We start from the raw sequence: 24,651 nt of genomic DNA on the forward strand, positions 1-24,651 counted from the left end.
CACTCAACCGGTAAAAAGCATTTCAAAGCGCTTTTTTGCCCGGGCACTTGTTGTTTTTTCAGCGAGCTTTTGCACCCACCATACCTGAATAAAGGTGATGAGTATCGCCACGCCAAACACCACACAGTACTTGGTAATAAAATCCGCTTGCACGATTTTCACCAAGGGAATATGCCACAAATAAATCCATATGGAATTTCTGGCTATAAAAAGCACCAAAGGCTGGATTTTAATAAGGTGTATGAGCTGCGCAATTTTATCTATCAACAACCAAAGCACCAACGATGCAACCATGGCGTAACTTAAGTAATAGATGCCCGGCGGGTATTTAAAGCGCTGTGTAGGCACAATATAGCCGTGGCTTGTATACAAGTACATTGCAAAGGCTGCGAATACCACGCCAAAGAAAGCAATCGCCAATAAAAGCTGTGTGTGCGTTAACCTTATGAGCCGCAAGCCCAATGCAAACACCATCGCGTAGGGAATCAGGTAGTGGCTAACCTGTGAAACCACAAAGCCCGCGCCCGTAGAGATATAGGGTAAGGTCAAATAGCGCACTAGCTCGTAGGTACCAATGCCTGCCACCAGCAGCAGTAAATAAACGTGTGCTGAACCTGTTGCTTCATTGAACCTGTGCAACAGCGGCGACACCAGTGCAACCAGCAAAAACACCTTGATAATCCACATATAGCCAATGCCATCAACCAGCAGGTAAGAGCCTGCTATCTTGGCGAGGGTTAAATCACTGTTGCCGGAATCAATCAGGAAAAGCACCGCAAAATAACCGGTTAGAAATATCCATACCGGAAACACCAAACGCTTGATGCGCTTGTACACATAACTTGCGAAAGCTTCACCCGGCCGGTAGCTGAGGCCGAAAGACATGCCCGACAAGAGCACCATCAAGGGCACATCAAAATTACGCAACTGGGATAACGCATAAGGAGGGTTTACATGGGCCAAGACAATCATGGCCAGCCCAATAAAACGCAGAATATCAATTCTGTTATCGCGAGCATCCATCCGCACAACACCTTCATCCATTAAGTTTGCGCGGGAAATTATACCCACACCCCTGCCTTATGAAAGCCTTTTTGTTAACCTGTGGCCTTAAGCCCACACCAGCCATCTACCCTGCTATACCGGTGGCCAGTCAACTTTATCGGTAATTTCAAGAGTCACACCTATGCCAAACCCACCCAGCCCCCACCGCCAACCCACCTACCCCATCGGCACACCGGGCAACCCCTGGGGCAAGGCCGAAAAACTGCAATGGCAAACGCTGCAAAAAACCGAACGGCACTATGCAAAAGATGTGTTACCACGCATTGAGGCCCTGGCTGATCGCTTTAGCGTGCAACAATACGGTGAGCTCCACTACCAGGATGTCACAAGCGCGCCCGGCCACTACCCGCTGTTTGCGGTACACGCCGCCAATGCCTGCGATTTGCCTTTGGTGGTAATCACCGGCGGTGTGCACGGCTATGAAACCAGCGGGGTTATGGGGGCACTGTTGTTTTTGGAAACCGTGGCGCAAAACTACCTGCAGAATTTTCAACTGCTGGTGGCCCCCTGCGTAAGCCCCTGGGGTTATGAAACCATCAATCGCTGGAACCCGGCAGCGGTAGACCCGAACCGCTCGTTTGGCGTAAACGGCCAGGCACCGGAGGCGCAACTGTTAAAGGCCCATGTGGAAAACCTGGGCTTAACACCGCTTGCCCACATAGACCTGCACGAAACCACCGATACCGACAACTCCGAATTCCGCCCGGCGCTGGCCGCGCGCGATGGCGTGACCAACAAAAATTGGAACATACCCGACGGCTTCTATCTGGTAGATTGCAGCGCCCGCGCGCAGCCGCAATTTCAACGTGCAATACTCGATGAAGTGGCAAAAGTCACGCACATTGCCGAAGCAGATGAAAACGGCAAGCTGATTGGCACCAAGCTGTCGCAACACGGCGTGATTGAATACGCAACCCAAAAGCTGGGGCTTTGTGCGGGCATGACGCAAGCACCCTACACCAGCACCACCGAAGTCTACCCCGATAGCCCAAACGCCACGCCCGCACAATGTGCAAACGCGCAAGTGGCGGCCATTGTGGGCGGTTTGAACTTCCTGCAGCAGCGCGCCGGCAGCTAACCGGCCAGCCAATGGGCCGCAATTAACCTTGGCCAAGTGCGGCGTTTGTTAGCTACCCTAAGTGGCTCACTTACGCGGCTTGTAACACCGCAGCAATTGCGCACCGGTTGACCGGCATACACAAGCCTTATGAGCTGCGGCTATTTAAGCACGAGCCTTAAGGGCCAATGCATCTTGGCCAGCGCGTTTTCACAATGGGATCATGGGCGTGTAATCCCAATGTGGAGGCACGCCATGGAAGTTTCCCGATCCATCGCCCACTACCTGCAAAGCCGGCAAATCCCCTACCAGGTGATTGAGCATCCACCGGCCTACAACGCATTGCAAACGGCCCGCACTGCACAAATTGCCCCCATCCAAATGGCGAAAGCCGTGGTGGTGAAAGAAGACGACCAGTACATTATGTGCATCTTGCCCGCCACTCACCTGCTGGTACTAGACTGGTTAGACCGCGAGCGCGCAGGGCGCCACCGCCTGGCGCTGGAAGCCGAACTCAATGCCCTGTTTCCCGATTGCGCGCCCGGCGCCATTCCGGCGCTCGGCCAGGTGTATGGCATGAAAGTCATCTGGGACAACAGCCTCAACAATCACGATGAAATCTATTTTGAAGCCGGCGATCACCGGCATCTGGTGCACCTGGCCAAGCAGGAGCTCATGAACCTCATGTGCACCGTTGAACACGCAACCATCGCCTGCCCACAGGCGAACGCCGAGTTCCGACGCATTACCCACTAGCGGCTACATCACCTGCCCGCACGGGGCAGGTGAATCCTATTCATACCCAACGCCCATATACTTCACTTTTCCGCATTTACGCCTGGCGTTACACTGGCCAACACCGCTTTGATACACAATGGGCTCAAGAGAGCCAACATTCACACAGCATTACCAGCCCAAGGAAAGTTATGACCAGAGCCGCGAACGCAGCATTTGAATCACGCCAGGCACAATCGGAAACACGTATTGTGAAGGCCATCTTTCCCAACACCACCAATCACCACAACACCTTGTTTGGCGGCCAGGCGCTCTCGTGGATGGATGAAGCCGCGTTTATTTCCGCCACCCGCTTTTGCCGCAAACCGCTGGTGACGGTGTCAACCGATCGCATTGATTTCAAAGAGCCCATTCCCGCGGGCACTTTTGTGGAGCTTGTGGCAAGGGTGGCGCAGGTGGGCCGCACCAGCCTGACGGTGCGGGTGGATATTTTTATTGAAAGCATGTACGCAGACGGCCAGCACCAGGCCATTAGCGGCGAATTTAAATTCGTCGCAATTGATGATAATCGCCGCCCGACGCCAGTATTGGATTAGCAACCTAAAATGACTGAACTGAAAAACGTTTTTAAGAACCTGCCCGATGCCCGCGCCAATGAAGTCTTTGAGCAATTGGCAGGCGCCGGCAACTGCAAAATTGAACGCATAGTAAGCCAGGGCCAAACAACACCTGCAGGCGAGTGGTACGACCAACCCGGCACCGAGTGGGTACTCGTGCTTGAGGGCGAGGCCCTATTGGAAATGGACAACGGGCGGCAGCATCACCTACATGCCGGTGATCACATCACGCTGCCCGCCCACTGTCGCCACCGAGTGGCCTGGACAAAACCAGACGCAGCCACCATCTGGTTGGCCGTGCACTACACCGATTGAATCCAACCTAAACAAGCGCTACAGACGCTTTGCAGGCACAGCCCGGCAGCACTACAAAGCGGCGTACATTTTTGTCACATCGTCCATATTTTTTAGCATGGCATCGGTGGTGCCGGTGATCACGAATATCAGGCGATCACCGGTGAGCGACATCAAGCCGTCGAAGCCTTTGCTGGCGTAGGCAAAGTGGCCAGAAACCCTGCGCAGCTTCAGCACAATGTCTTCAGTGTTGAGGGGGTTTTCTTCCAGCAGGCCAAGCACGGTTTCGTATTCCGCCAAATCTTCATACAGCGCCTTAATACGTTCTTCACCGCCCAGCTTTAAATAGTAGGCGAAATAATTTTTGGCAATGCGCTGGGAGAGCATTCGCTGGCGCCCGGATATATTCACCACCTCACCCTTATTGGAGCCGGAAAGTTTTTCCAGCGCTTGTACATAGGCATGGGCACTGGCCAAAAGTGCGTCACTTTGCACCAGCAACAATTCTGCATTGCCGGGTGATACCGGCGCCTCGGCAAGGGTTTTATAGCCAGCCCAAAGCGCGAGAACTTTTTTCAGGTCACCGCTAATGGGGCGCGCACCGGCAAAACGCTGCAACACAGCGGCGTTGGTTTCAAACTGCCTGATAGCGCGCGCCATTGTATCCGGGCCTTTGTGTTTATCCGGCTGGATCATACTGAGCAGGTAACTCTGCGCTATGCGTTGCGACAACATGCGCTGTTGGCCGGCACGATCTATGGCCTCACCCATGCTGGTTGCCAATGCTTGGCCGGGCACAAGAGCGATTAACACGCCCAATAGTAGAAATTGTAATGCTCTCATAGTGGTTTCCTCGTGAAGGCTCATCGCGCAGCGGAATATCTGTGCACACAGGGCAAGAGCAGGTTCCATGCCAGCAAAAGATGATTTGTACGCCAGGCCCATTGATAGGCGCCTAATCCCTTGGTGGGAAGCCCCGGCGCTGATGTATCAGGTATTGGGCTAAGTCACTGCTTCGGTGCGGGCTGCACCAATTGAAGGGCTATTTCGATTTTGAGTGCACCAAAAAATTCTTTTTTTCCCAAACTGTGCGCCAATACGAAACAAGCGTTCATGCTTCAACGCTATATTGCGTGCCGTGAAAGGCACGCTCACATGGCCCTGCGTGTGACACAGGTTGGTAGCGCATGCCGTTAACATTTCACCCCACGGCCCGAAACCACTAGGTTTGTTTAACATCAGCCGCGTCTAATGCGCGCTCAAACCTCAGGCGCGTATCGCATCTGGCACATTAATTGATAGGCCTTAAACAAAAGCTGCGGCCCGATGCACAGCCGGGCGGCAAATACAATAATTTTCATCGGTTATATTTTCTAACTATTTCCAACTACAAGACCAAAGAGAGTCACACATGAAAAAAATGCTACTCGCTCTATCTACCTCCCTCCTGGCAGGCACCGCCTATGCAGATTCCAGCCTGGAAACCTTCATGAAAAACAGCCAAACCAAGCTCGACCTGCGCTACCGTTTTGAAGGCGTTGAACAAGAAGGCTTTGTTGAAGATGCCGCAGCTAACACCTTGCGCACGCGGCTGAGCTTTACCTCAGGCAGTGTGAGCGGCCTGAGCATGGGCCTGGAATTTGACGACGTGCGCCACTTGGGCAGCGATGACTTTAACAGCACAGGCAATGGCAACGGTGCCTACCCGGTAGTGGCAGATCCACGCGGTACAGACTTAAACCAATGGTATGCAAAATACACAACCGGGAGCTTTACCGCTACCGGTGGCCGTCAGCGCATAGTGCTAGATGATCAGCGCTTCGTGGGCGGGGTGGCCTGGCGCCAGAATGAGCAAACCTACGATGGCGTTAGGCTGCAAGCAAAAACCGAAATTTTTGCCGCAGACTACAGCTATGTGGCTCAGGTAAATCGGATCTTTGGGCCAGAGGGCAACGGCGCAACCATCAACGGTGATGTACACCTGTTGAATGGTGCCTGGTCTATTACTGAAGGCCAAAAAATCGTGGGCTTTTACTACCACATGGATTTTGAAGATGCCGCGAGCGCATCCAACCAAACCCTTGGCGTTCGCTACCAAGGCAGCTTCGACCCCTTCAGCATCACCGCAAGTTACGCCACACAAAATGAAACCGGCGATGCGCCTGTTGAATACAGCGCCGACTACTTCCTGATAGAGGCCAGTGCAAAAGTCAGCAGCCTAACCGCAACCGCTGGCTACGAAATACTGGGTTCTGATAGCGGCATAAGAGCCTTTCAAACACCCTTGGCAACCGGGCACAAGTTCCAGGGCTTTGCAGACAAATTCCTGGGCACCCCCGCCAACGGCATTGAAGATGCCTACATTGGCGCAGCCATGCCCATTGGCCCTGTTAAGGTTGCCCTGACCTACCACGACTTCAAAGCCGCCGAAGGTAGCGCTAAGTACGGCACCGAATGGGATTTGGTTGTGGCCTACGCCGTTAACGAGCAGTTAAAAACCCTGATTAAATTTGCAGACTACAGCGCAGACGACTACGCAACCGATACGCAAAAAATCTGGTTCCAGGTACAGCTGAGCCTGTAACGGGCCAGTTGTATCCACTTAGGGTGCCATATAACTGCTAGCACCCACCTCACAGAAATTTTTCTTTCGCCCCCTTCTTGGGGGCTTTTTTGTGCTCGACATTGCGGCATTCATGCACCAGCAAATTGCAGCCTGCAATATTTACGCGCGCCAACCCGGCACCTGCGCCACAATTAAATGCACTTGCAAAGCGTTCCGGCGCGGCCTTCAGCACCAACTTCATGCACGCACTAGTTGGCGCAATTAAAGTCGCACCAATTCAGTGAAAAACCGGCATCAAAATACAAATTAACGTGTACACAGGTAAGTTGGCACAAGCCTTGTATTGGTTATGGGGAGTTATGGAAATAAAACGAATTCATACAGACCAAATTAGCGCGCAATACGCAGAGCGCAACAAACGCCAAGACTTTAAAACCTAAAAAATACTTACAAAGCTACAGGAGTGTCACATGAGAAGCGTTAAAACCCTGATCACAGCCCTGGCCTTAAGTTTAAGCCTTGCCAACACAAGCCAGGCCGCAGAGCCTGAAAAAGACGAGCTTAAATTTGGCTTTATCAAGCTTACCGATATGGCGCCACTGGCCATTGCACTGGAAAAAGGTTTCTTTGAAGAAGAGGGCCTGTTTGTAGAGCTTGAAGCCCAGGCTAACTGGAAAGTGCTACTTGATCGCGTGATTACCGGCGAGCTGGACGGAGCCCACATGCTGGCAGGCCAACCACTGGGCGCAACCATTGGCTACGGCACCCAAGCACACATTGTGACGGCCTTCAGCATGGATTTAAACGGTAACGGCATTACCGTTTCCAATGCCGTATGGGAAGACATGAAGAAAAATATTCCCCACGAAAACGGCAAGCCCGTGCACCCCATTAAAGCAGACTACCTAAAACCTGTGGTAGAGGCCTACAAAGCCGATGGCAAGCCATTCAACATGGGCATGGTGTTTCCCGTGTCCACCCACAACTATGAACTGCGCTACTGGCTGGCGGCCGGCGGTATTCACCCGGGCTTCTATGCGCCACACAAAAGCGACACCTCAGGCCAATTACAAGCCGATGTATTGCTGAGTGTAACGCCACCACCACAAATGCCCGCCACCCTGGAAGCTGGCACCATTTATGGCTACTGCGTGGGCGAGCCATGGAACCAGCAAGCAGTGTTCAAGGGTATAGGGGTGCCGGTAATTACCGACTACGAAATTTGGCGTAACAACCCGGAAAAAGTATTCGGCGTAAGTAAAACCTGGGCCGACAAATACCCACAAACACACATCGCCGTTGTGAAAGCCATGATTCGTGCCGCCCAATGGCTGGATGCCAACGACAACGCCAACCGACCGGAAGCTGTGAAAATTCTGGCAAAGCCCTACTACGTAGGCGCCGATGCCGAAGTGATTGCCAACAGCATGACCGGCACCTTCGAATATGAAAAAGGCGACAAACGCGAAGTGCCAGACTTCAACACCTTCTTCCGCCACCACGCCACCTACCCCTACTACAGCGATGCCATCTGGTACCTCACGCAAATGCGCCGCTGGGGCCAGATCGCTGATGCCAAGCCAGACAGCTGGTACATGGACATCGCCAAAAAAGTATACCGCCCAGACATCTACAAACTCGCCGCAGCGGAGCTTGTAGAAGAAGGCAAGATGCAGGCATCGGATTTCCCGGCTGCCGATGAAACAGGATTTAAAGGCCCGCAAACAGGGTTCATTGATGGCGTGGTATACGACGGCCGCGAACCCAATGCCTACCTGGAGAAATTCTCCATCGGCCTGAAAGCGCGCGACACACTTTAATCGCAGGATGTAAACACAACACTGCCCGGCTTTGCCGGGCAAGCCCCGCACAGGTTGCGGTGTTACAAGGAGCCACCTATGACAGCCACAGTGACTACAGCACACCCGCTTGCAAGAATATTCAGAGCCATTAATCAGGCACCGGCCGGCGAACCGTTTCGGCAAGCGGCATTTACCCTGGTGACCTTGTTGATGTTTTTGGTGGGCTGGCACATTGTTGCAAGTAAAATTGATACAAGCCTCGGGCAGCTGCCTGGCCCTACGCAGGTGTACACACAAATGCAAAGCCTGTGGGCCGAGCACCAGCAAGAACGCGGTAAAGAACAGGCATTCTACGAGCGGCAGCAATCGCGCAACGAGAAAAAGCTGGCCCAAGATCCAAACGCCAAAGTGAAATGGCGCGACTACCGTGGCCGCCCCACATTTGTTGATCAAATAGGTACCAGCCTGGTCACGGCTTTTGTGGGCTTTATTCTGGCATCGCTTGTGGCTGTGCCACTGGGTATCATCTGCGGGCTCTCTAGCAGGTTTTACAACTCGGTTAATCCGCTCATTCAAATTTTCAAGCCCATCTCACCACTGGCTTGGCTACCACTGGTGACCATGGTGATATCTGCCGTGTACGTTTCAGACGACCCCTTGGTTGCCAAGTCCTTTCTGGTAAGTGCTGTCACCGTGACTCTCTGTTGCCTGTGGCCCACGCTGATCAACACCACCGTTGCAGTATCAAGCGTTGATCAGGATCTGGTGAACGTGAGCAAGGTGCTGCGGCTTTCTCCCCTTGCGCACATTCGAAAGATTGTTATCCCCTCAGCTATTCCCGGTATTTTTACGGGCCTGCGCTTGTCATTGAGTGTGGGCTGGATGGTGCTGATTGCCGCGGAAATGCTGGCACAGAACCCGGGCCTTGGAAAATTTGTTTGGGATGAATTCCAAAACGGCAGCTCGCAATCTTTAGCGCGCATCATGGTGGCCGTTTTCGCCATTGGCGTTATTGGATTTGCCCTTGATCGCACCATGTTATTGCTGCAAAAAACCGTGAGCTGGGATAAATCCGCCACGCTTCGCTAATTGCCAACGCACAGGAGTTTACTATGGAAAATCGTTACCTCAGCATTGAACAGGTTGCCATGCACTTCCCCACCCCGAAGGGTGAATTCTGCGCGCTGCAAGATGTTTCGCTGCGCATCAACAAAGGCGAGTTCATCTCACTAATTGGCCACTCTGGCTGCGGAAAATCTACCGTGCTAAATATTGTGGCAGGGCTTTATCAGGCCACAAAAGGTGGCGTGATATTAGATGGCAAAGAAGTGAACGAGCCCGGCCCCGAGCGCGCCGTGGTATTTCAGAACCACAGCCTGCTACCCTGGCTCAGCGCCTATGAAAATGTGGCGCTTGCCGTGCAACAGGTTTTTCGCGGCAAGAAATCCAAGCCCGAGATGCGCGAGTGGATTGAGCACAATCTGCGTCTGGTTCACATGGAGCACGCCATGCACAAGCGCCCCCACGAAATTTCCGGCGGCATGAAGCAGCGGGTGGGCATTGCACGCGCGCTTGCCATGGAGCCAAAAGTGCTGCTGATGGACGAGCCCTTTGGTGCACTGGATGCCCTAACCCGCGCGCACTTGCAAGATTCACTCATTGAGATTCAATCTGAACTCAATAGCACCGTGATAATGATTACCCACGATGTAGACGAAGCCGTACTGCTTTCAGACCGAATTGTCATGATGACCAACGGGCCGGCCGCCACTGTGGGTGAAATTCTGGAAGTGGATTTAGCCCGCCCGCGCGATCGCATCGCACTGGCGCACGATGCCCGCTACAACCACTACCGTGCCGAAGTACTTGAATTTTTGCACCGCAGACACAGTAATCCGGCGGCCACCAATAAAAAGGCAGAGCCGAACTCCGACGCTGCCACAGCCAAGGCAGACGAGGCCAGCGCTAAGAAGAAAGCCGAGGTACGCGCAGTTGCCTGAGGCCAAGCCTATAAGTGCTGGCCTTTGGGCAAAATCCACGTCTGAAAAGTGTCATATTTTTTAGATAGGCTTGCTCACTCTTAACTTAAGTAGGCAGCCCAAACAATGGGTTTGATGCCAGTGGGTAAAATCTGGAAAGCGCATTAGAAAAACAGAGAAACAGAGAAACAGAGCGAACAAGAACCGGATAGCAAACACATAAGGAAGCCAACAGGCAGCAGTACAACACGCCGCAGATTAGCAGGAGCCAGGCCCATGAGTGATACAACACGCAAGGCACTGATTACCGGAGCCGCCAGTGGTATAGGTTTGGGGCTGGCGGCCCACCTATACGCGCAAGGCTACCGCGTGTATATGGCAGATCTAGACAGCGACGCCGCAGGCCAGGCTGCCCAACAACTGGCACTGCAACCAGGGGCGGGCGAACTGATACCTTGCGTACTGGATGTGTGCGACCCCGCCCAAGCCAGCCAACTGGCGCGCGAACTGGGTGCATTGGATGTACTGGTAAACAATGCCGGCATTCAACATGTGGCACCCCTTGAAGCCTTTCCTGCCAATACCTGGGCGCGCATTATCAACGTTTTATTGGTGGGGCCGGCCATGGTCACCCAGGCCTTTTTACCGGCCATGAAAGCAAAAAATTTCGGACGCATTGTCAACATCGGCTCAATCCACTCGCTGGTGGCCTCACCCTATAAAAGCGCCTACGTGGCCGCCAAACAAGGCCTGCTGGGCTTCAGCAAGGCTTTGGCACTGGAAACCGCCCAGCAAAATATCACCATCAACACCTTGTGCCCGGCCTATGTAAAAACCCCGCTTGTGGAAAAACAAATTGCAAGCCAGGCGCAAGCGCACAACATGAGCGAGGCCGAGGTGATAGACACCATCATGCTAAAACCCATGCCCAAGAAATCTTTCATCAGCCAGGCTGAGCTGAACGCCGCACTGGATTTTTGCATCAGCCCCCAAGGGCGCAATTTCACGGGCCAAACCCTGGTACTCGATGGCGGCTGGACCGCGCAATAAAAAGCGGTACACCTGAATACCTATTTAAAAACTGTTTTGCCGAGGCTTGCACCATGCAGACAAACTACGCCGAAATGATGTCGCAAATGGCCACTACCGCACTACACCAGTGGCAGCAGCTCACCCGGCCCTTGGGCCAGGGGCTTGCCAGCAAGGCAACCATTAACCCGCAAAAATGGGCCGACCTCCAGCTTGAGTGCTTTCGCAAACAAGCAGAACTCTGGCAGGCACTTGCAGACGCACTGCCGGAAAACAAACCCCTACCCGATGTGGTAGCACCCAAAGGCGACCCACGCTTTAGCGATACCGACTGGGCGAGCAACCCGCTGTTCAGTTTTTTGCGCCAGTCCTATCTACTTAATACCCAAATGATTGAACAGCAACTGGCCAGCATGGAATTTGAAGATGCCACCAGCGCACAGCAAATACAGTTTTATGCACGCCAATACATGAACGCCTGCTCGCCCGCCAACTTTGCCTGGAGCAACCCGGAAGTGGTGCGAGATACACTGGCGCGCCAAGGTGAAAACCTGCGCAGCGGCATGGCCAACTTGCTGGAAGACCTCGCCCAAAGCCCAGCGGCCAGCCTGCGGGTAAGCCAGGTAGATGGCACAGAGTTTTGCGTGGGTAAAAATGTTGCCAGCACCGAGGGCGCGGTGGTGTATCGCAACAAAGTTATGGAGCTCATTCAATACACGCCGCGTAGCCGCGAACACTTTGCTCGGCCTTTGTTAATCGTGCCGCCGTTTATCAACAAGTACTACATTCTGGATTTGAACGAGCGAAAATCCCTGGTGCGCTGGCTACTTGACCAAGGCTTTAGCGTGTTCATGATCTCTTGGGTAAACCCTGACGCCGAGCACAAGCAGCTTGGCTTTGCCGACTACCTTACAGACGGCGTGGTGCAGGCAGCCCGTGTGGTACAAACCATCTCAGGGGCCGATAAAATCAACGCCGCAGGCTACTGCGTAGGCGGCACGCTATTGGCCTGCGCCGAGGCGTGGCTCAGCGCGCGTGAGGATTCGCCACTGGCAAGCGTTACCCTGCTCACCACCCTGTTGGATTTTTCTGAGCCCGGTGACCTGGGCCACTATATGACACGACCTTTGCTTGATGCCTTATCAAGCGACATTCAGCAGCGGGGCTACTTTGATGGCCGGGTAATGGCCACCAGTTTTAATTTCCTGCGGGAAAACAATCTGTATTGGCCAAATTTTATTAACAATTACTTGCTGGGCAAGAAGCCGCCGGCATTCGATCTTTTGTATTGGAACAGCGATTCCACTCACATGAGTGCAGCCGTATTTGAACAATACGTTAAGGCCATGTACCTGGATAACCGCCTAACCCAGCCCAATGGCTTGATAGTGCGCGACACGCCGGTAAACCTCGGCCAAATAACCTGCCCAAGCTATGTGGTGGGCGCACAAAGTGACCACATCGTACTTTGGCAGGCGGCCTATCGCAGCGCGCAATTGCTCAGTAGCCAGTCGCATTTTATTCTGGCGGGCTCCGGCCATATTGCCGGTATTGTGAATCCGCCTGCGCAGCAAAAATACGGTTTTCACTGCCTGCCGGGCGGCGGCCACGGGCCGAATAACAATCTGGCGGCAAGCCCTGAGCAATGGCTTGAGCAAGCCGAGCAGCACGCGGGCTCCTGGTGGCCCCACTGGGCGAAGTGGCTGGCAACCCACGCAGGCACCCAAGTGCCCGCGCGCGCGCCCGGCCATGTGCACTACCCGCCACTTGCGGCAGCGCCGGGCGAGTACGTGCTAAGGCGTGTGTAGGGCAATGGCCACCTGCTCCCTTACACCTGCACCCTTGCACCCGCGCGAGCGCGCCCTGTGCTTTGCCGGTAACTTGTGGCAAACGCGGGGCCGCGTTATTCTGAAAGGCCCAAAACTCCTGCCAGGCGCCCGTTTTGATCACCGTCAAGAAGTACCCCAACCGCCGGTTATACGACACCAGCAAAAGCCAGTACGTGAACCTCGACGACATCAAGGCGATGATCAACCAGCACGTGGAGTTCCAGGTGCTGGATTCCAAAACCGGCGCCGATGTCACCAAAGGTTTGCTGCTGCAGATCATCAGCGAGCAGGAGGCCACCGATCAACAATCGCTACTCACCAATACACTGCTCAAACAACTGATCCGCTTTTACGACAGCGACCAGCAGGCCTTCGTACGCCAGTATCTAGAGCAAAGCCTTACCCACTTTCTAGAGCAGCAAGGCGCCATCGAGACGCTGATGAAGCAAATGGTAAGCGCGGGCCCCATGGGCATCTTCAACGAGATGATGGCCAAGAACATGCAATTCTGGAACCCCGGCGACAAACACAAACCCTAGCGCTGCCCCACCCTCTGCCATTTACCCTATTCGTAACAAAGTCTGATTTTTGTTATTTTTTGCTGCGCTGCAGCATAAACCCGTTGACGCATGGGAAATGCCTGACTATGCTTTGAAAACATCATGCTGCAGCGCAGCAAAAACACAAGGAGCTAGACCATGTTTGAGCAAATCACCGAGCAGTTTCAGTCCGCCCTTAAGCCTGCCAACAGCCTGCTGGCGGTAAACATTCAAACCTTTGAAAAACTCACCCAGCACAATACGGCGCTGGTCACCGGCATGGTGAACGACACCATGACCTTCACCAAAAGCCTGACCGACAAAAAAGACTTAAACGGCTTTCTGGAAGCGCAGAAAGGCTTCATGGAAGACATGCAAGAAAAGCTCACCAGCGCCACCAAAGAGACCTACAGCATTGTCTCAGAGGCACAGGAACAAGCCGCTGAAATGGTGAAAGAGGCCTGGAGCTCTGCCACGCCAGCCGCCAAACCCGCGGGTAAAACAGCCAAGGCAGCCTAAGCCCCAGGCCACCACAGGCAAGTGCACAGCACTTGCCTGCATCCTTTGCAGATGCCTGCTGCAATGCAGCAACAGGAGCGACTGTGCGCTATCAAACTTTCGAGACCTATACCCGCAGCATGCGCGTCTGGCACGAGTGGTTTAACCTGGGCCAGCACTTGAACGACCTGAATCCGCTCGCCGCCACGCCGTTTTTCCGGGCGCAAAACGCCGTGCTTGAAATGGGCCTGCGTCTTACCCAGCACTATGAAAAGCAGGAGTTTGGCATTCGCGAAGTGGAGATCAACGGCGAGGTGGTGAATGTTTACGAGCGGGTGGTGTACGACAAACCCTTTTGTAACCTCATCCATTTCAAGCGCCGCGCCCACAACGACACAGAAAAAGTACTCTTGATTGCCCCCCTCTCAGGCCATCACGCAACGCTTGCCAAGGGCACCGTTGAAGCCTTGCTGCCCGACCACGAAGTGTTTATTACCGACTGGCTAGACGCCCGTGAAGTGCCTTTGCACGAAGGCGATTTCAGCTTCGATACCTACGTAGATTACCTCATAGAATTCATAGAACACCTAGGCGAAAACACCCACGTGTTGGCCATTTGCCAGCCCACAGTGCAGGCGCTAATAGCCACCGCCGTGCTCGCCGAGCGCAAAAGCCCTGCCACACCAAAGTCGCTTACGCTCATGGCAGGCCCGTTGGATAACACCAAGAACCCCACCCGCGTAAACAGCTATGCCGAAGAGCACCCCATGGAGTGGTTTCGCAACTTTGCGATTATGACGGTGCCCAAGGGCTACCCGGGTGAAGGCCGGCAGGTATACCCGGGCTTTCTGCAACTGGGCGGATTCCTCTCTATGAATCTCGATACCCACACCCGCAAGTTGTTTAACTTCTTCCAGAATTTGATCAGCGGTGAAGAAGAAGACGCCGATCGCTTTCGCGCCTTTTACGATGAATACATGGCAGTACTGGATATACCCGCCGAGTTTTATTTGGAAACCATCGAGCGGGTGTTTAAAAATAATGAAATCGCCAATAACACCATCACCCACCACGGCAAAAAAGTGGACTTTCTGGCCATAGACAACACCGCCCTGCTCACCGTTGAAGGCGCCATGGATGACATTTGCGGCATAGGGCAAACCGAAGCCGCGCAGGATATCTGCAAAAACATTCCAAAGAATATGCGCAAACACCACCTGCAAGAAGGTGCCGGCCACTACGGGATATTTAGCGGTTCGAAGTTTCGTAAACACATACGGCCACTCATCACCGACTTCATTAATCGTTACAGGTGAAACAAACAGTGTATAACATCGCCACTTATCTTGCCTAAAATCCTCTGTTAGACTGCGCGATTCATCAACCACATACATGGATGTGACCTTATGACTCGCGCGCTGGCCTTCATTATTCTCACGCTGGCAATTAGCAACAACCTGGCAGCAGACATTCTTACAGACGCCAAGGCTGTTGAGAGAATGGCCCCTAGATATCCACTAAAAGAACTCCAAAGCAACCGCGAAGGCTGGGCTGTTATTAGCTACGTTATCGACAAAGATGGCAGCGTTATAGACCCAAAAATTGATGATTCAACCGGCGTAAGCAGCTTTGAGAAAGCCGCCCTTAAAGTGGTAAAAAAGTGGAAGTATGAACCCGCAACCCTGAACGGAGAACCCGTTCAACAATGTAGAACACGTGCAAAAATAACTTTTGCCATCAGAGGGAATACAGCCACTGCCACACCCAAGTTCGTAAGGAATTTTAAGAAAATTGTCGCTTTCATAGACGCCAATGAACTTACCGAAGCCGAAACACACCTCAACGACCTACGTGAACTGTCGAGCTGGAACCTCTATGAGGATGCATGGTACTGGTATCTAAAATCCCACCTCGATCGGAAAAAAGGCGACTATCAATCCACCTACAGCTCACTAAAACGGGCTGTCGCCTATGAGGGCAACTACCTTCCCGACAATGAATACCTTAGCTCGCTTGAAACGTTGTTCTTGCTTGACGTGCATTACCAGCACTATGCAGAAGCACTACGTACCTATGAACAGATTAAAGCCCTAAGCGACGAGATAGATCCAAAAACTCAAAAAACGGCTGAAACCATACAGGCTCAACTGGATAGCCACCTAACTCTGAAAATGGATATTCAGTTAGACACAAACGGGCAGTGGCATTTTGAATTACCTAGGCGCCGCTTTTCTATTGGCAGTGGTATAGAGTCATTAGATTCTTTTGAGGCTCGCTGTGATGCTAAACGGCAGATTGTTTCGATTGAGAAGAAGCAAGTGTGGAGCGTCCCCAGTTCTTGGGGGCGCTGCACGCTTTATCTTGAAGGCGAAGCTGGAAAGTCAGTGGAGTTATTATTAGTGCCCAACCCAAGCTCTACTGATAGCGCATCCTTATAAACTATTCCTTGAGCTTAATAGGCGCGTTGGCGACTGCCAGCCGGTCTCGGCTTTTGCAGCGCCAACAGCATGCCAAACAACCTTAGCTCATGTACTGGCCGCCGTTTACCGACAAGGTAGTACCGGTAATAAAGTCGGCATCGTCGGCCACTAAAAAATTCACGCAGCGCGATACATCCTCGGGCTTGGCCAATCGGCCCACGGGAATTTTGTCGATTATTTTTTGCAACACTTCCGGGGCAATGGCGCGCACCATGTCGGTATCCACATAACCGGGCGCCACGGAATTTACCGTAATGCCGTAACGCGCACTTTCTTTCGCCAAGGATTTGGTAAAGCCACACATGCCCGCTTTGGCGGCGGCATAGTTGGTTTGCCCGAACTGGCCTTCCAGGCCGTTGATAGAGCTGATATTCACGATGCGCCCGAATTTTCGCTCACGCATGCCCGCAATCACCGCATGGCAAGTGTAAAAGCACGACGACAAATTGGTTTCAATCACATCGCTCCAGTTTTGTGGCGACATCTTGTGCAGCACCCCATCGCGGGTAATGCCAGCATTGTTAACCAGCACTTCAATGGGGCCTAGATCTGCTTCAATGGTGCGAATAGAGTTTTCAGTGGCTTTAAAGTCCGATGCATCGAATTTGAACACCGGTATGCCGGTACGTGCTGAGAACTCATCAGCCACTTCCTGATTGCGCTGATAACTTGCCAGCACGCGGTAGCCCTGTTCCTGCAACCCGATACTGATAGCCTCGCCAATACCCCGTGTACCTCCGGTTACAAACGCCAAGCGATTTGTAGTAGGTGCTTTTGCGATCATGGTCACTCCTTTGCGTTAAACGCGTTCGAGAATGTGAGTAAAGGCAGAGCCTGCGGCGCCACCCAGGTTTTGCGCCATTGCCACCCGGGCATTGGCCACTTGTAACAACCCAGCCTGATCGGTGAGCTGCAAAAAACACTCGGCAATCTGGTACACGCCGGTGGCACCCACTGGGTGACCGCGCGCCTTTAAGCCGCCAAAGGTGGTAATGGGTAATGCCCCATCCATGTCAAAGCTGCCTGCCAGCGCCGCCTCTGTCGCTTTACCTCTATCGGCAAAGCCCGCCGCTTCAAGGCTCAGGGCCGTCATTACTGTGTAGGCATCGTGGGGTTCAAAAAGATCGATATCGGCCGGGGTTTTTCCCGCTTGGCGGTAGGCTGCGAGCGCTGAATCTGCCGCTGCCTGCAAGGCTAAAGGGTTGTCTCTTTCGGCGAGTGCCAGGGCATCGCTGGCACAACCGGAGCCTGTTATTTTTACCATCGGCAAGCCACGCGCCCGGGCGGCGTGGGCAGTTGCGCGATTGCCCAAGAGTACCGCCGCGGCACCATCGCAAATGGGTGGCGCATCATACAGGCCGATGGGCTCGGCCAGCTCGCGCGCCGCTAAGTAGTCGGCGTGGGTAATGGACTTTTTTAACATCGCACAATCGTTATGCAAGCCATTGCGGTGCGCGTTAACGGCGAAGGGCGCGAAGGCTGCACGCTCTAGGTGATAACGCGCCATGTACTGGCGCATTATTTTTGCGTTTAAGGTAATGAAGGTTTCGCCCGCGCCGCCTTCAGTGGCCCAGTGTGACGCGCAAGCAAGCGCGCGGCTAACGGTGTTGCGATCTACACCACTCATTTTTTCAACGCCGGCCACCACTACGCGCGCGTGGGCGCCCGAGGCCACGGCCAAAAATCCTGCGCGAATAGCCGCCGCACCCGAGCCACAGGCGGCCTCAACAGTTAGCGCCTCTACACCCTGGAGCCCGGATTTTTGCGCAACCAAAGGCGCCAACAATTGTTGATTAGACAAAAGGCCCGAGAGCATATTGCCCAGGTACAAGGCGCTCACATCGGCCGGATCTACATTGGCTGAATCAAACAGCGGGACGATTGCGCGCGCCGCCAGGTCGGCTACATCCAGGGGCGTGGCTTTTACTGCCGGCTCGCGCGCAACTGCAACTAGGTACACCTCTTCCATCGTGTTCACCTCTGTGAAAATCACTCGGTTTGGGCCTGTTCCCAAATCGGAGGTGCAAAGTCTGCGCCATAAATATGAACAAACCTTGACAGACGGAATAAATCAGCGGGGAATTAAAGAATCGGGGCAATGATTAGTGCTTGAGTACCAGGCTTGTCGCCTGGTTCAACAAAAAAACCTTAGCTACAAAAACGCCTACGCACCATAAGCACGCAGCAGGCAGTTAAATGATGCATTGTGTAGCATCATTTAACTGCGCGGTGAAATTCACTCAGCGCCGTTGCGGGCCAGCAGCGCTGTTTCTATAGCGGTGATTATGGCTGCTGAATCAGGGGTAATCTTGCTTGGAAAATACTGCACCTGTTGCCCGTCGGCAGACAAAAGATACTTGTTAAAATTCCACGCGGGCGGCTGGGTTTGCTTGGCCAGCGCATTGAAAGTGACGTTGGCGTGCGGGCCTTTGACGTGGGTGGGTGCAAGCATGGTAAAGGTGACACCAAAATTTACAAAACAGATGTCTGCGGACTTTTCTTCATCGGCCGCTTCCTGGTTGAAGTCGTTACTGGCAAAGCCCACTACGGCCAAGCCCTCTGTGTGGTAGCGCTGATGCAATGCCTCAAGGGCGCGAAACTGTTTGGTGTAGCCGCAGTGGCTGGCGGTATTTACCAGCAGCAAAACCTTACCGGCAAACAGCTCACATAAATTTACCTCGTGAGTTGCATGCAGTGCCCGGTAGGGTTGATTTAGAAATGCAGGGCAACGGCTGCTTGCCAAGGCTGCTTTAGTGGCCATTGCGGAGGCCGAGTGAGCGCCGGGTTCAGCCCCTATGGTTTCAGCCGCAAATGCGCAGGCTGCCAGTACACTTAAGCCCAAGCAACGCAACAAATTAATAACGCTTTTCATTATTCGGAACTCCCATCGAGTGCTACTGCATTGCGGCCGCTGTCTTTGGCGCGATAAAGGGCGTTATCTGCGCGATTGATCAGCTGGCTAAAATCGCTGTCGGCTTTGCGGTATTGGGCCACCCCCACGCTTACGGTGACCGAGAGGTTGTCAGTAACCTGGCGCAGGTCGATATCGGCCACGGCTTTGCACACCCGCTCGGCCACATCGGCGGCGGCCGTTAAATTCGCACTGGGCAGGGTAATGAGGAATTCCTCGCCACCGGTACGCCCTAGCACGTCGTGCTTGCGCAAACACTCACTGGCCGCTTGCGCAATTTTTTGCAGCACCCTGTCGCCCACTTCGTGGCCGTAGGTATCGTTAATGCGTTTGAAGTAATCAACATCAAACACCAACAGGCTAAAGGGTTCACCGGCCAGGCGGCACTCGCTGAGGGCATCTTTGCCGCTCTGGTAAATACTGCGCCGATTGGGCAAACCCGTGAGTTCGTCGGTCATGGCCAGGTAGCGCAATCTGTGGGAGCGCTGCCACTGGCGTATTGCCAGCAGCACTGCGCCAGATAACAAGAGTAAACCGAGCACCGCCAACATGCCCTGCCAACGCTTGCGCTCCTCTAGCACCTTCAGCCGCGCCTGGCGCACCTCGCGCTCGAATTTCAACGCGCGATTTTCGGCGTCTTTGCGCTCTGCATCAAATTCAATGCGCATGCGCGTACTGGTTTGATCACGCAATTTCTCTTGCAGTAACTCCTGGGTTTGCTGGTAGGCCGAAAGCGCAACAAAGGCTGCCTGCCATTGGCCGGTTTGGCCCAGCGCCTCGGCTTTCAGTTTTTGCATCCACGCGAGGTAGCGGTATTGATCTTGTTCGCGCAATCCCGGCTCCGCTTCGGCCAGCAGGGTTACTGCGCGGGCATGGTCATTTGTGGCAACCAACTGATTCGCCTTGAACAAATTCCAGAGCGCCGTGTTGAGTGGATCCAGCTCTGAATCGAGCAGGGGCTCTGCGCGATCGAGGGCATCGGTGGCGGTAGTGATATCCCCTGCGCGCAGCCGGTTATCGGCTATCGCAATGAGCGTACCCAACTGCGCGCGGGGAACATCTCGCGCCTCTTCAGCAGCCAGCATGGTTTGGTAAATGTCATAGGCGGCATCGTACTCGGCCAGATCGTCATAGGTGAGCGCCAACAAGAAACGTGCGGCATCGGCGCTTTCTATGTCGCTGCGCTGCTGGTAGATGCCAATCACTTCCAACAACAATTCTTTGGCGCGCTCGAAGTCGCCCATGCGCCGGTAGGTGTTGGCCACCATCGACAGCGTGTAGGCCGTCCAGTAGCGATTGCCCAGCAGGTGGTAGAGTTGGTGGGCCACCTGCAAGTCGGCCAGCGCCTGGGCCAGATCGCCCTGCAGCGCCAACAGCTCACCGCGCGCACTTAAGGCATCGGCAATCAGGCGACGATCCTCTATGGCTTCTGCCAGCGCCAGCGCGCCGTTGTAATCACTGAGGGCCGCTTTATAGTTGCCACCCATCTCATTAAACCAGCCCCGGCACAACTGATAATCTGCCTGGCCCAAGGTGTCGGCATTGGCCCGGGCCTCGGTCAGCCAGCCACTGGCATTGGCGCGTGCGGCCTGAATTTGCTCGGCGGTATCATCGGGTTGCATCCAGCAGCCCAATCGCTGGTAGCGCTCTTGCTGACTTGGGTCATTGGGATCCAGACGTGCACCCAGCGCCTTATAGGCGTTGCGGTAATCCTGAAAGCTGCCAATCAGCTCTGATTCTTCCAGCTGCTGAAAGGCCGCCTCTACCGATAGCGAATCATCGGCAACCACGCCGCCGCTCGCGGCGAGTAAAAGTGCGAATCCCATCGCGGGCCAGCGGCCGAATGTCCTTGGCCGGGCTGTGGGGCGCTCAGTCATGGCGTCTCAGTATTGGTTGAAAGGCTTGTTGAGTATAAGGCAATTGGCACACAACGAAAGGGCGCGCCGCCCATAAAAAAAGCCCCGCGTGTGCGGGGCTTTTGGCAACCGATCAGACCTTACACCCTAAGACCTGCCCGGTAGGCTTTATTGCGCGGTGCAATTATTCGATGGCCAGCTGGCTGCCCGACTTGTCGTTGGGCAACAGCCACATGTAGCGGCCTTCACCGGCAATGCGCTCGATCTGAACACGCGAGCGTGCCTGAACGGGAACAGAGGCTGCATCCACCACAATTTCATCGGCCAGATCAATACTTCCGTATTGCACATCCACACTGCTGCTATCGGTTTGGCTATAGGATTCCAACCAGTAGTTGAAGGTGGTATCACCCGGCTCCAGGAAGCCGTATTGGCCATACAAATCTACCGTATGGATAGCGCTGCTGTCGTTGTAATCGTTCGCTACCAGGTATTCCAACAGGAATGAACCGGTGTTGAGGTTTTGCAACGCCGTCACCATTTGGCCACTTGGGTCGGCCGCGCCGGTGAGCCAGCCTTGGTCGTAGCTGTAGAGAATGTAGTCATCGATGCCGTCTTCGTTGGTATCAATGTACATGGCAGTCCACAGTTGCGACAGGTTGTTCCAGGGCGCTTCGGTGGCCAGGCCAAACTGCAGCACCGGGTAACCGAAGTCTGCCACGCGATAACCCAAGGCCTTGATGGCGTTAGAGGTGCCATCGAGGAACAGGCCGTCTTCACCTGCCAGAGTGAAGCCTTCCGCAATGCCCATGCCCTGCCCTTGGTTGTGCAGTGTCATGTTGCCATTGCGATCGGCACGGCTGCGGATGCGCGAGGCCGGGTCAACCACGGCCAGGTAGCCCACGGTTAACTTGTCTTCGCCGTCATCAAACACCAACCAGCCGTCTACTTCTGTTTGGCTGTAGAAAGCATCATCAGCCGGCAGCTCGGAGGCATCCACTGCCAAAGTGACCAACACCGGGCGCTTGCTGTTGCTGCCCATGTGGACGCGGCTTGGGAACTTGAGCGATACACCGGGAATGGCACGGTTCGGCACGTGGGTAACGTTGAAGGTGCGGGCAGAGCCAGACAAGTTGTTCAAGGTTACACGCTCGTGCACACGCACATCGCGATCTTCGTTAATGCGACCAAAACTGATGGCGCCGGGCATGGCCAGCGAGCTCAGCTGTGCAGCAGTAGCCACGTTGATCACGCCGGTACCCTGCAGCGTTAGCGGGTATGGCGTATTCGAGCCTGGGCCTGCGGCATTGGCCGGGTGCGAGCTGTTTTGCAGCATGGCTTTAATGGCATCAGGCTCAAGCTGTGGGAAGCGCTCAAGCAACACTGCCGCTGCACCGGCCACGTGAGGCGTTGCCATAGAAGTACCGCTCAGGCTAACCGCACCGTCACCAGACTGGGTAGCTGCCGATGAAATGCCCACACCGGGTGCGGCCAGATCGGGCTTGAAGTCCGAGCCACCGTTGTTCGGCCCGCGTGAGCTGAAGGCCGCCAGGGTGTCGTCGTTATCGGGGAAGGGTACATAGTTGTTGGCATCCAGTACGCCCACTGCCATGTCGCCACCGGCAATAGCGTTGTAGATACCGGTGCCGTCGGCCAGCGAAATCATCGCGGCGTGCAGCTCAACCGGTGAACCGCCCATCACAATGGGCGCGCCAGCGACGTTGTTAAACACGATGGCGCCAGTGGCACCGGCGGCCATTGCATTTTGCAGTTTGGTGGTAAATGCACAGGCACCGCGCTGCAGGAAGGCCACCTTGCCGGTCATGTCGTTGGCCAGCGGCGTACAGGCATTGAGCGGGCTTGCAATTTCAAGTGGGCCGCTGATGGGGCTGCCATCTTCAAGCGCGGGCGAAATACCCGAGTAGGCGGCGTTGTAATCGCCACCTACCAGATCGCTTTCAATTTTTACCGCAAACTCGTTGGCACCACCGGCAAGGGTTGCCGCAACCGCGATGGTTTTCTTGCCAGCGGCAGGCGCACCGTGCACGTAGGGCACACCGTTGCCGGAGTTACCGGCGGCCACCACCACAACCACGCCCATGTTGGCGGCGTTATCGGCAGCAACAGAGGATGGGTCATCGGGGCTGCCGAAATCGGAACCCAGGCTCATGTTGATCACATCGGCGCGATCATCCACGCTGCCATCGCCATTGGGGTCGAGCGCGTATTCAATGGCATCTACGGTGAGCGCGGTGGAGCCGGCTACATCACCGAATACTTTTAACGCCCAGATCTCGGCATCTTTCGCAACGCCTGCACCTACTTTGCCGTCTACACCGCTACCGGCAGCGGAGCCCGCAACGTGGGTGCCGTGGCCGTTGTAATCCATCGGGTCTGGATCGGGCTGGGGAATCTGTTGCTCGGGAGTGCCACCGGCATTGTAGTCAGCACCGGCGAAATCGTAACCGCGCGTCACTTTTGCGGTGGGGAATGTGCCCGGCTCAACCACGGATGGATCGTTGCCATCGTAATTGCCATCGCCGCCGAAGTTTTGGTGCAGGTAATCTACACCGGTATCAATCACGGCGATCTTCTTGCCCGCGCCTGAATAGCCCATGGCCCAGGCGTCAGTGCCGCCTACCCAAGGCACAGAAACACTGTTCATCAATTTGTGATGCGGCACGCGCATTACGCGCTTCACGCCCACTAAAGATTGGATCGCGGCAAGATCGCGGCGCTCAACAATCCACTTGCTGCCGTTCACACCCGCGGTAAAACTTTTCACCTCGGTGGCGCCAAGCTTTTGCATTTTTGCGCGCAGTGCGGCTTGTTCGGCTTTGATTTTTTTGGCGTGCGCCTGCTGTCGATCACGGGTGGGCTCGGCCTCTGTGGTTTGCAGCTCGTTAACTACAAAACCTGCCACCGACGGGCTCTCTAACTCTACAAAAATTTCAATGCGGTTTTTACCGTTGGCGAAGGGCGCTTTGTTGATATCAAGCGACTGGCGTTCAAGGGACAGTTTTGCAGGGTCTATAGCCTGGGCACCGGCCAAGGCTGCAACCGAGCAAGACAGGCACAAGGCCACTGACTTGCCAAGCAGATTAAGGGGCGTTTTTTTCATAAAGCCAACTCCATGGACTGTGATAGTGCGTTTTCACCGGGATCACCGGCCAACGCGAATTGGAAGATTGCCGCGCGTGCATCGCACCAAGGCGAAGGCGTGACATCTACTGGGCTGCCAATTCTTATAACTTTTTGAAACAACCCAGAAGCTCTGAAAAACCCGAACGGAATGGTATTTAGAGGGGCAAACAAAGCCTGCAAATAGAACGACAAAGGCGCCTGAATCCACAAGCAAAAATGACCTGGTGGCGCGCTAAACAGCGTTTGGTAC

Annotated in this window: 22 protein-coding genes; 14 read left to right on the forward strand and 8 right to left on the reverse strand. The window is 54.4% G+C overall.

Annotated features, from left to right (window positions below; translation table 11 throughout):
• Window positions 1–3: 3 nt before the first annotated feature.
• Window positions 4–1,071 (reverse strand): acyltransferase, encoded by a 1,068-nt coding sequence (locus tag L1F30_RS15745; protein ID WP_253357686.1) that lies wholly within the window; start codon window positions 1,069–1,071, stop codon window positions 4–6.
• Window positions 1,072–1,186: 115 nt separating this feature from the next.
• On the opposite strand from L1F30_RS15745, the gene L1F30_RS15750 reads away from it, so the two are divergent.
• From L1F30_RS15750 to L1F30_RS15765, 4 genes are all read left to right on the forward strand, one after another.
• Window positions 1,187–2,143 carry a M14 family metallocarboxypeptidase gene (locus tag L1F30_RS15750; RefSeq protein WP_253357694.1) on the forward strand — a complete coding sequence of 319 codons (957 nt, stop codon included), beginning with the start codon at window positions 1,187–1,189 and terminating at the stop codon, window positions 2,141–2,143.
• A gap of 234 nt (window positions 2,144–2,377) precedes the next feature.
• Window positions 2,378–2,878, forward strand: coding sequence for an aminoacyl-tRNA deacylase (locus tag L1F30_RS15755; protein WP_253357696.1), 501 nt, complete (start codon window positions 2,378–2,380; stop codon window positions 2,876–2,878).
• A 170-nt stretch (window positions 2,879–3,048) separates the two neighbouring features.
• Window positions 3,049–3,453 (forward strand): acyl-CoA thioesterase, encoded by a 405-nt coding sequence (locus tag L1F30_RS15760; RefSeq protein WP_253357698.1) that lies wholly within the window; start codon window positions 3,049–3,051, stop codon window positions 3,451–3,453.
• Between the two features lie 9 nt (window positions 3,454–3,462).
• On the forward strand, window positions 3,463–3,789 hold the full coding sequence (locus tag L1F30_RS15765) for a cupin domain-containing protein (protein ID WP_253357700.1): 327 nt from the start codon (window positions 3,463–3,465) through the stop codon (window positions 3,787–3,789).
• 51 nt (window positions 3,790–3,840) lie between these two features.
• On the opposite strand, the gene L1F30_RS15770 is transcribed toward L1F30_RS15765, so the two are convergent.
• On the reverse strand, window positions 3,841–4,611 hold the full coding sequence (locus tag L1F30_RS15770) for a type IV pili methyl-accepting chemotaxis transducer N-terminal domain-containing protein (protein WP_253357702.1): 771 nt from the start codon (window positions 4,609–4,611) through the stop codon (window positions 3,841–3,843).
• Between the two features lie 568 nt (window positions 4,612–5,179).
• Between L1F30_RS15770 and L1F30_RS15775 the strand changes: the two genes are divergently transcribed.
• The gene (locus L1F30_RS15775) at window positions 5,180–6,352 is read left to right on the forward strand and encodes an alginate export family protein (RefSeq protein WP_253357704.1); all 1,173 of its coding nucleotides are present in this window, start codon (window positions 5,180–5,182) and stop codon (window positions 6,350–6,352) included.
• A gap of 49 nt (window positions 6,353–6,401) precedes the next feature.
• Here the strand turns inward: L1F30_RS15775 and L1F30_RS15780 are convergent, their stop codons facing one another.
• Window positions 6,402–6,575: a hypothetical protein gene (locus tag L1F30_RS15780; protein WP_253357706.1), complete on the reverse strand. Its 174-nt coding sequence runs from the start codon at window positions 6,573–6,575 to the stop codon at window positions 6,402–6,404.
• Window positions 6,576–6,804: 229 nt separating this feature from the next.
• Between L1F30_RS15780 and L1F30_RS15785 the strand changes: the two genes are divergently transcribed.
• The 9 genes from L1F30_RS15785 (at window position 6,805) to L1F30_RS15825 (ending at window position 16,448) form a co-directional block, all read left to right on the forward strand.
• Window positions 6,805–8,154, forward strand: coding sequence for a CmpA/NrtA family ABC transporter substrate-binding protein (locus tag L1F30_RS15785; protein WP_253357708.1), 1,350 nt, complete (start codon window positions 6,805–6,807; stop codon window positions 8,152–8,154).
• A 78-nt stretch (window positions 8,155–8,232) separates the two neighbouring features.
• Window positions 8,233–9,225, forward strand: coding sequence for an ABC transporter permease (locus L1F30_RS15790; RefSeq protein WP_253357710.1), 993 nt, complete (start codon window positions 8,233–8,235; stop codon window positions 9,223–9,225).
• Window positions 9,226–9,248: 23 nt separating this feature from the next.
• Complete coding sequence (locus L1F30_RS15795) at window positions 9,249–10,136, forward strand: ABC transporter ATP-binding protein (protein ID WP_253357712.1); 888 nt, start codon at window positions 9,249–9,251, stop codon at window positions 10,134–10,136.
• 255 nt (window positions 10,137–10,391) lie between these two features.
• The gene (locus L1F30_RS15800) at window positions 10,392–11,165 is read left to right on the forward strand and encodes a 3-hydroxybutyrate dehydrogenase (RefSeq protein ID WP_253357714.1); all 774 of its coding nucleotides are present in this window, start codon (window positions 10,392–10,394) and stop codon (window positions 11,163–11,165) included.
• A 53-nt stretch (window positions 11,166–11,218) separates the two neighbouring features.
• On the forward strand, window positions 11,219–12,952 hold the full coding sequence (locus L1F30_RS15805) for an alpha/beta hydrolase (RefSeq protein ID WP_253357716.1): 1,734 nt from the start codon (window positions 11,219–11,221) through the stop codon (window positions 12,950–12,952).
• A gap of 134 nt (window positions 12,953–13,086) precedes the next feature.
• Complete coding sequence (gene phaR, locus L1F30_RS15810) at window positions 13,087–13,512, forward strand: polyhydroxyalkanoate synthesis repressor PhaR (RefSeq protein WP_253357718.1); 426 nt, start codon at window positions 13,087–13,089, stop codon at window positions 13,510–13,512.
• A 159-nt stretch (window positions 13,513–13,671) separates the two neighbouring features.
• Window positions 13,672–14,031, forward strand: a complete 360-nt coding sequence (locus L1F30_RS15815) for a phasin family protein (RefSeq protein ID WP_253357720.1) — start codon at window positions 13,672–13,674, stop codon at window positions 14,029–14,031.
• Window positions 14,032–14,114: 83 nt separating this feature from the next.
• Complete coding sequence (locus tag L1F30_RS15820) at window positions 14,115–15,326, forward strand: polyhydroxyalkanoate depolymerase (RefSeq protein ID WP_253357722.1); 1,212 nt, start codon at window positions 14,115–14,117, stop codon at window positions 15,324–15,326.
• Window positions 15,327–15,416: 90 nt separating this feature from the next.
• Window positions 15,417–16,448: an energy transducer TonB gene (locus tag L1F30_RS15825; RefSeq protein ID WP_253357724.1), complete on the forward strand. Its 1,032-nt coding sequence runs from the start codon at window positions 15,417–15,419 to the stop codon at window positions 16,446–16,448.
• Between the two features lie 82 nt (window positions 16,449–16,530).
• Here the strand turns inward: L1F30_RS15825 and phbB are convergent, their stop codons facing one another.
• From phbB to L1F30_RS15850, 5 genes are all read right to left on the reverse strand, one after another.
• On the reverse strand, window positions 16,531–17,274 hold the full coding sequence (gene phbB, locus L1F30_RS15830; RefSeq protein WP_253357726.1) for an acetoacetyl-CoA reductase: 744 nt from the start codon (window positions 17,272–17,274) through the stop codon (window positions 16,531–16,533).
• Window positions 17,275–17,289: 15 nt separating this feature from the next.
• Complete coding sequence (locus tag L1F30_RS15835; RefSeq protein WP_253357728.1) at window positions 17,290–18,459, reverse strand: hypothetical protein; 1,170 nt, start codon at window positions 18,457–18,459, stop codon at window positions 17,290–17,292.
• Between the two features lie 267 nt (window positions 18,460–18,726).
• On the reverse strand, window positions 18,727–19,362 hold the full coding sequence (locus L1F30_RS15840) for a glutathione peroxidase (protein WP_253357729.1): 636 nt from the start codon (window positions 19,360–19,362) through the stop codon (window positions 18,727–18,729).
• A complete protein-coding gene (locus tag L1F30_RS15845; RefSeq protein ID WP_253357730.1) occupies window positions 19,362–21,227 on the reverse strand; it encodes a tetratricopeptide repeat-containing diguanylate cyclase in 1,866 nt (621 codons plus the stop codon). Before L1F30_RS15845 ends, L1F30_RS15840 begins: the two co-directional genes overlap by 1 nt.
• A 214-nt stretch (window positions 21,228–21,441) precedes the next feature.
• A complete protein-coding gene (locus tag L1F30_RS15850) occupies window positions 21,442–24,378 on the reverse strand; it encodes a S8 family serine peptidase (RefSeq protein WP_253357731.1) in 2,937 nt (978 codons plus the stop codon).
• Between the last annotated feature and the right edge of the window lie 273 nt (window positions 24,379–24,651).

This window comes from Simiduia sp. 21SJ11W-1 (genome assembly GCF_024138675.1).
In the GTDB taxonomy this organism is placed as follows: Bacteria; Pseudomonadota; Gammaproteobacteria; order Pseudomonadales; family Cellvibrionaceae; genus Simiduia.

Coding starts and splice junctions, on each gene's coding strand:
- L1F30_RS15750 (WP_253357694.1), top strand. CDS start 1,187: ATGCCAAACCCACCCAGCCCCCACCGCCAACCCACCTACCCCATCGGC.
- L1F30_RS15755 (WP_253357696.1), top strand. CDS start 2,378: ATGGAAGTTTCCCGATCCATCGCCCACTACCTGCAAAGCCGGCAAATC.
- L1F30_RS15760 (WP_253357698.1), top strand. CDS start 3,049: ATGACCAGAGCCGCGAACGCAGCATTTGAATCACGCCAGGCACAATCG.
- L1F30_RS15765 (WP_253357700.1), top strand. CDS start 3,463: ATGACTGAACTGAAAAACGTTTTTAAGAACCTGCCCGATGCCCGCGCC.
- L1F30_RS15770 (WP_253357702.1), bottom strand. CDS start 4,611: ATGAGAGCATTACAATTTCTACTATTGGGCGTGTTAATCGCTCTTGTG.
- L1F30_RS15775 (WP_253357704.1), top strand. CDS start 5,180: ATGAAAAAAATGCTACTCGCTCTATCTACCTCCCTCCTGGCAGGCACC.
- L1F30_RS15780 (WP_253357706.1), bottom strand. CDS start 6,575: ATGAAGTTGGTGCTGAAGGCCGCGCCGGAACGCTTTGCAAGTGCATTT.
- L1F30_RS15785 (WP_253357708.1), top strand. CDS start 6,805: ATGAGAAGCGTTAAAACCCTGATCACAGCCCTGGCCTTAAGTTTAAGC.
- L1F30_RS15790 (WP_253357710.1), top strand. CDS start 8,233: ATGACAGCCACAGTGACTACAGCACACCCGCTTGCAAGAATATTCAGA.
- L1F30_RS15795 (WP_253357712.1), top strand. CDS start 9,249: ATGGAAAATCGTTACCTCAGCATTGAACAGGTTGCCATGCACTTCCCC.
- L1F30_RS15800 (WP_253357714.1), top strand. CDS start 10,392: ATGAGTGATACAACACGCAAGGCACTGATTACCGGAGCCGCCAGTGGT.
- L1F30_RS15805 (WP_253357716.1), top strand. CDS start 11,219: ATGCAGACAAACTACGCCGAAATGATGTCGCAAATGGCCACTACCGCA.
- L1F30_RS15815 (WP_253357720.1), top strand. CDS start 13,672: ATGTTTGAGCAAATCACCGAGCAGTTTCAGTCCGCCCTTAAGCCTGCC.
- L1F30_RS15825 (WP_253357724.1), top strand. CDS start 15,417: ATGACTCGCGCGCTGGCCTTCATTATTCTCACGCTGGCAATTAGCAAC.
- phbB (WP_253357726.1), bottom strand. CDS start 17,274: ATGATCGCAAAAGCACCTACTACAAATCGCTTGGCGTTTGTAACCGGA.
- L1F30_RS15835 (WP_253357728.1), bottom strand. CDS start 18,459: ATGGAAGAGGTGTACCTAGTTGCAGTTGCGCGCGAGCCGGCAGTAAAA.
- L1F30_RS15840 (WP_253357729.1), bottom strand. CDS start 19,362: ATGAAAAGCGTTATTAATTTGTTGCGTTGCTTGGGCTTAAGTGTACTG.
- L1F30_RS15845 (WP_253357730.1), bottom strand. CDS start 21,227: ATGGGATTCGCACTTTTACTCGCCGCGAGCGGCGGCGTGGTTGCCGAT.
- L1F30_RS15850 (WP_253357731.1), bottom strand. CDS start 24,378: ATGAAAAAAACGCCCCTTAATCTGCTTGGCAAGTCAGTGGCCTTGTGC.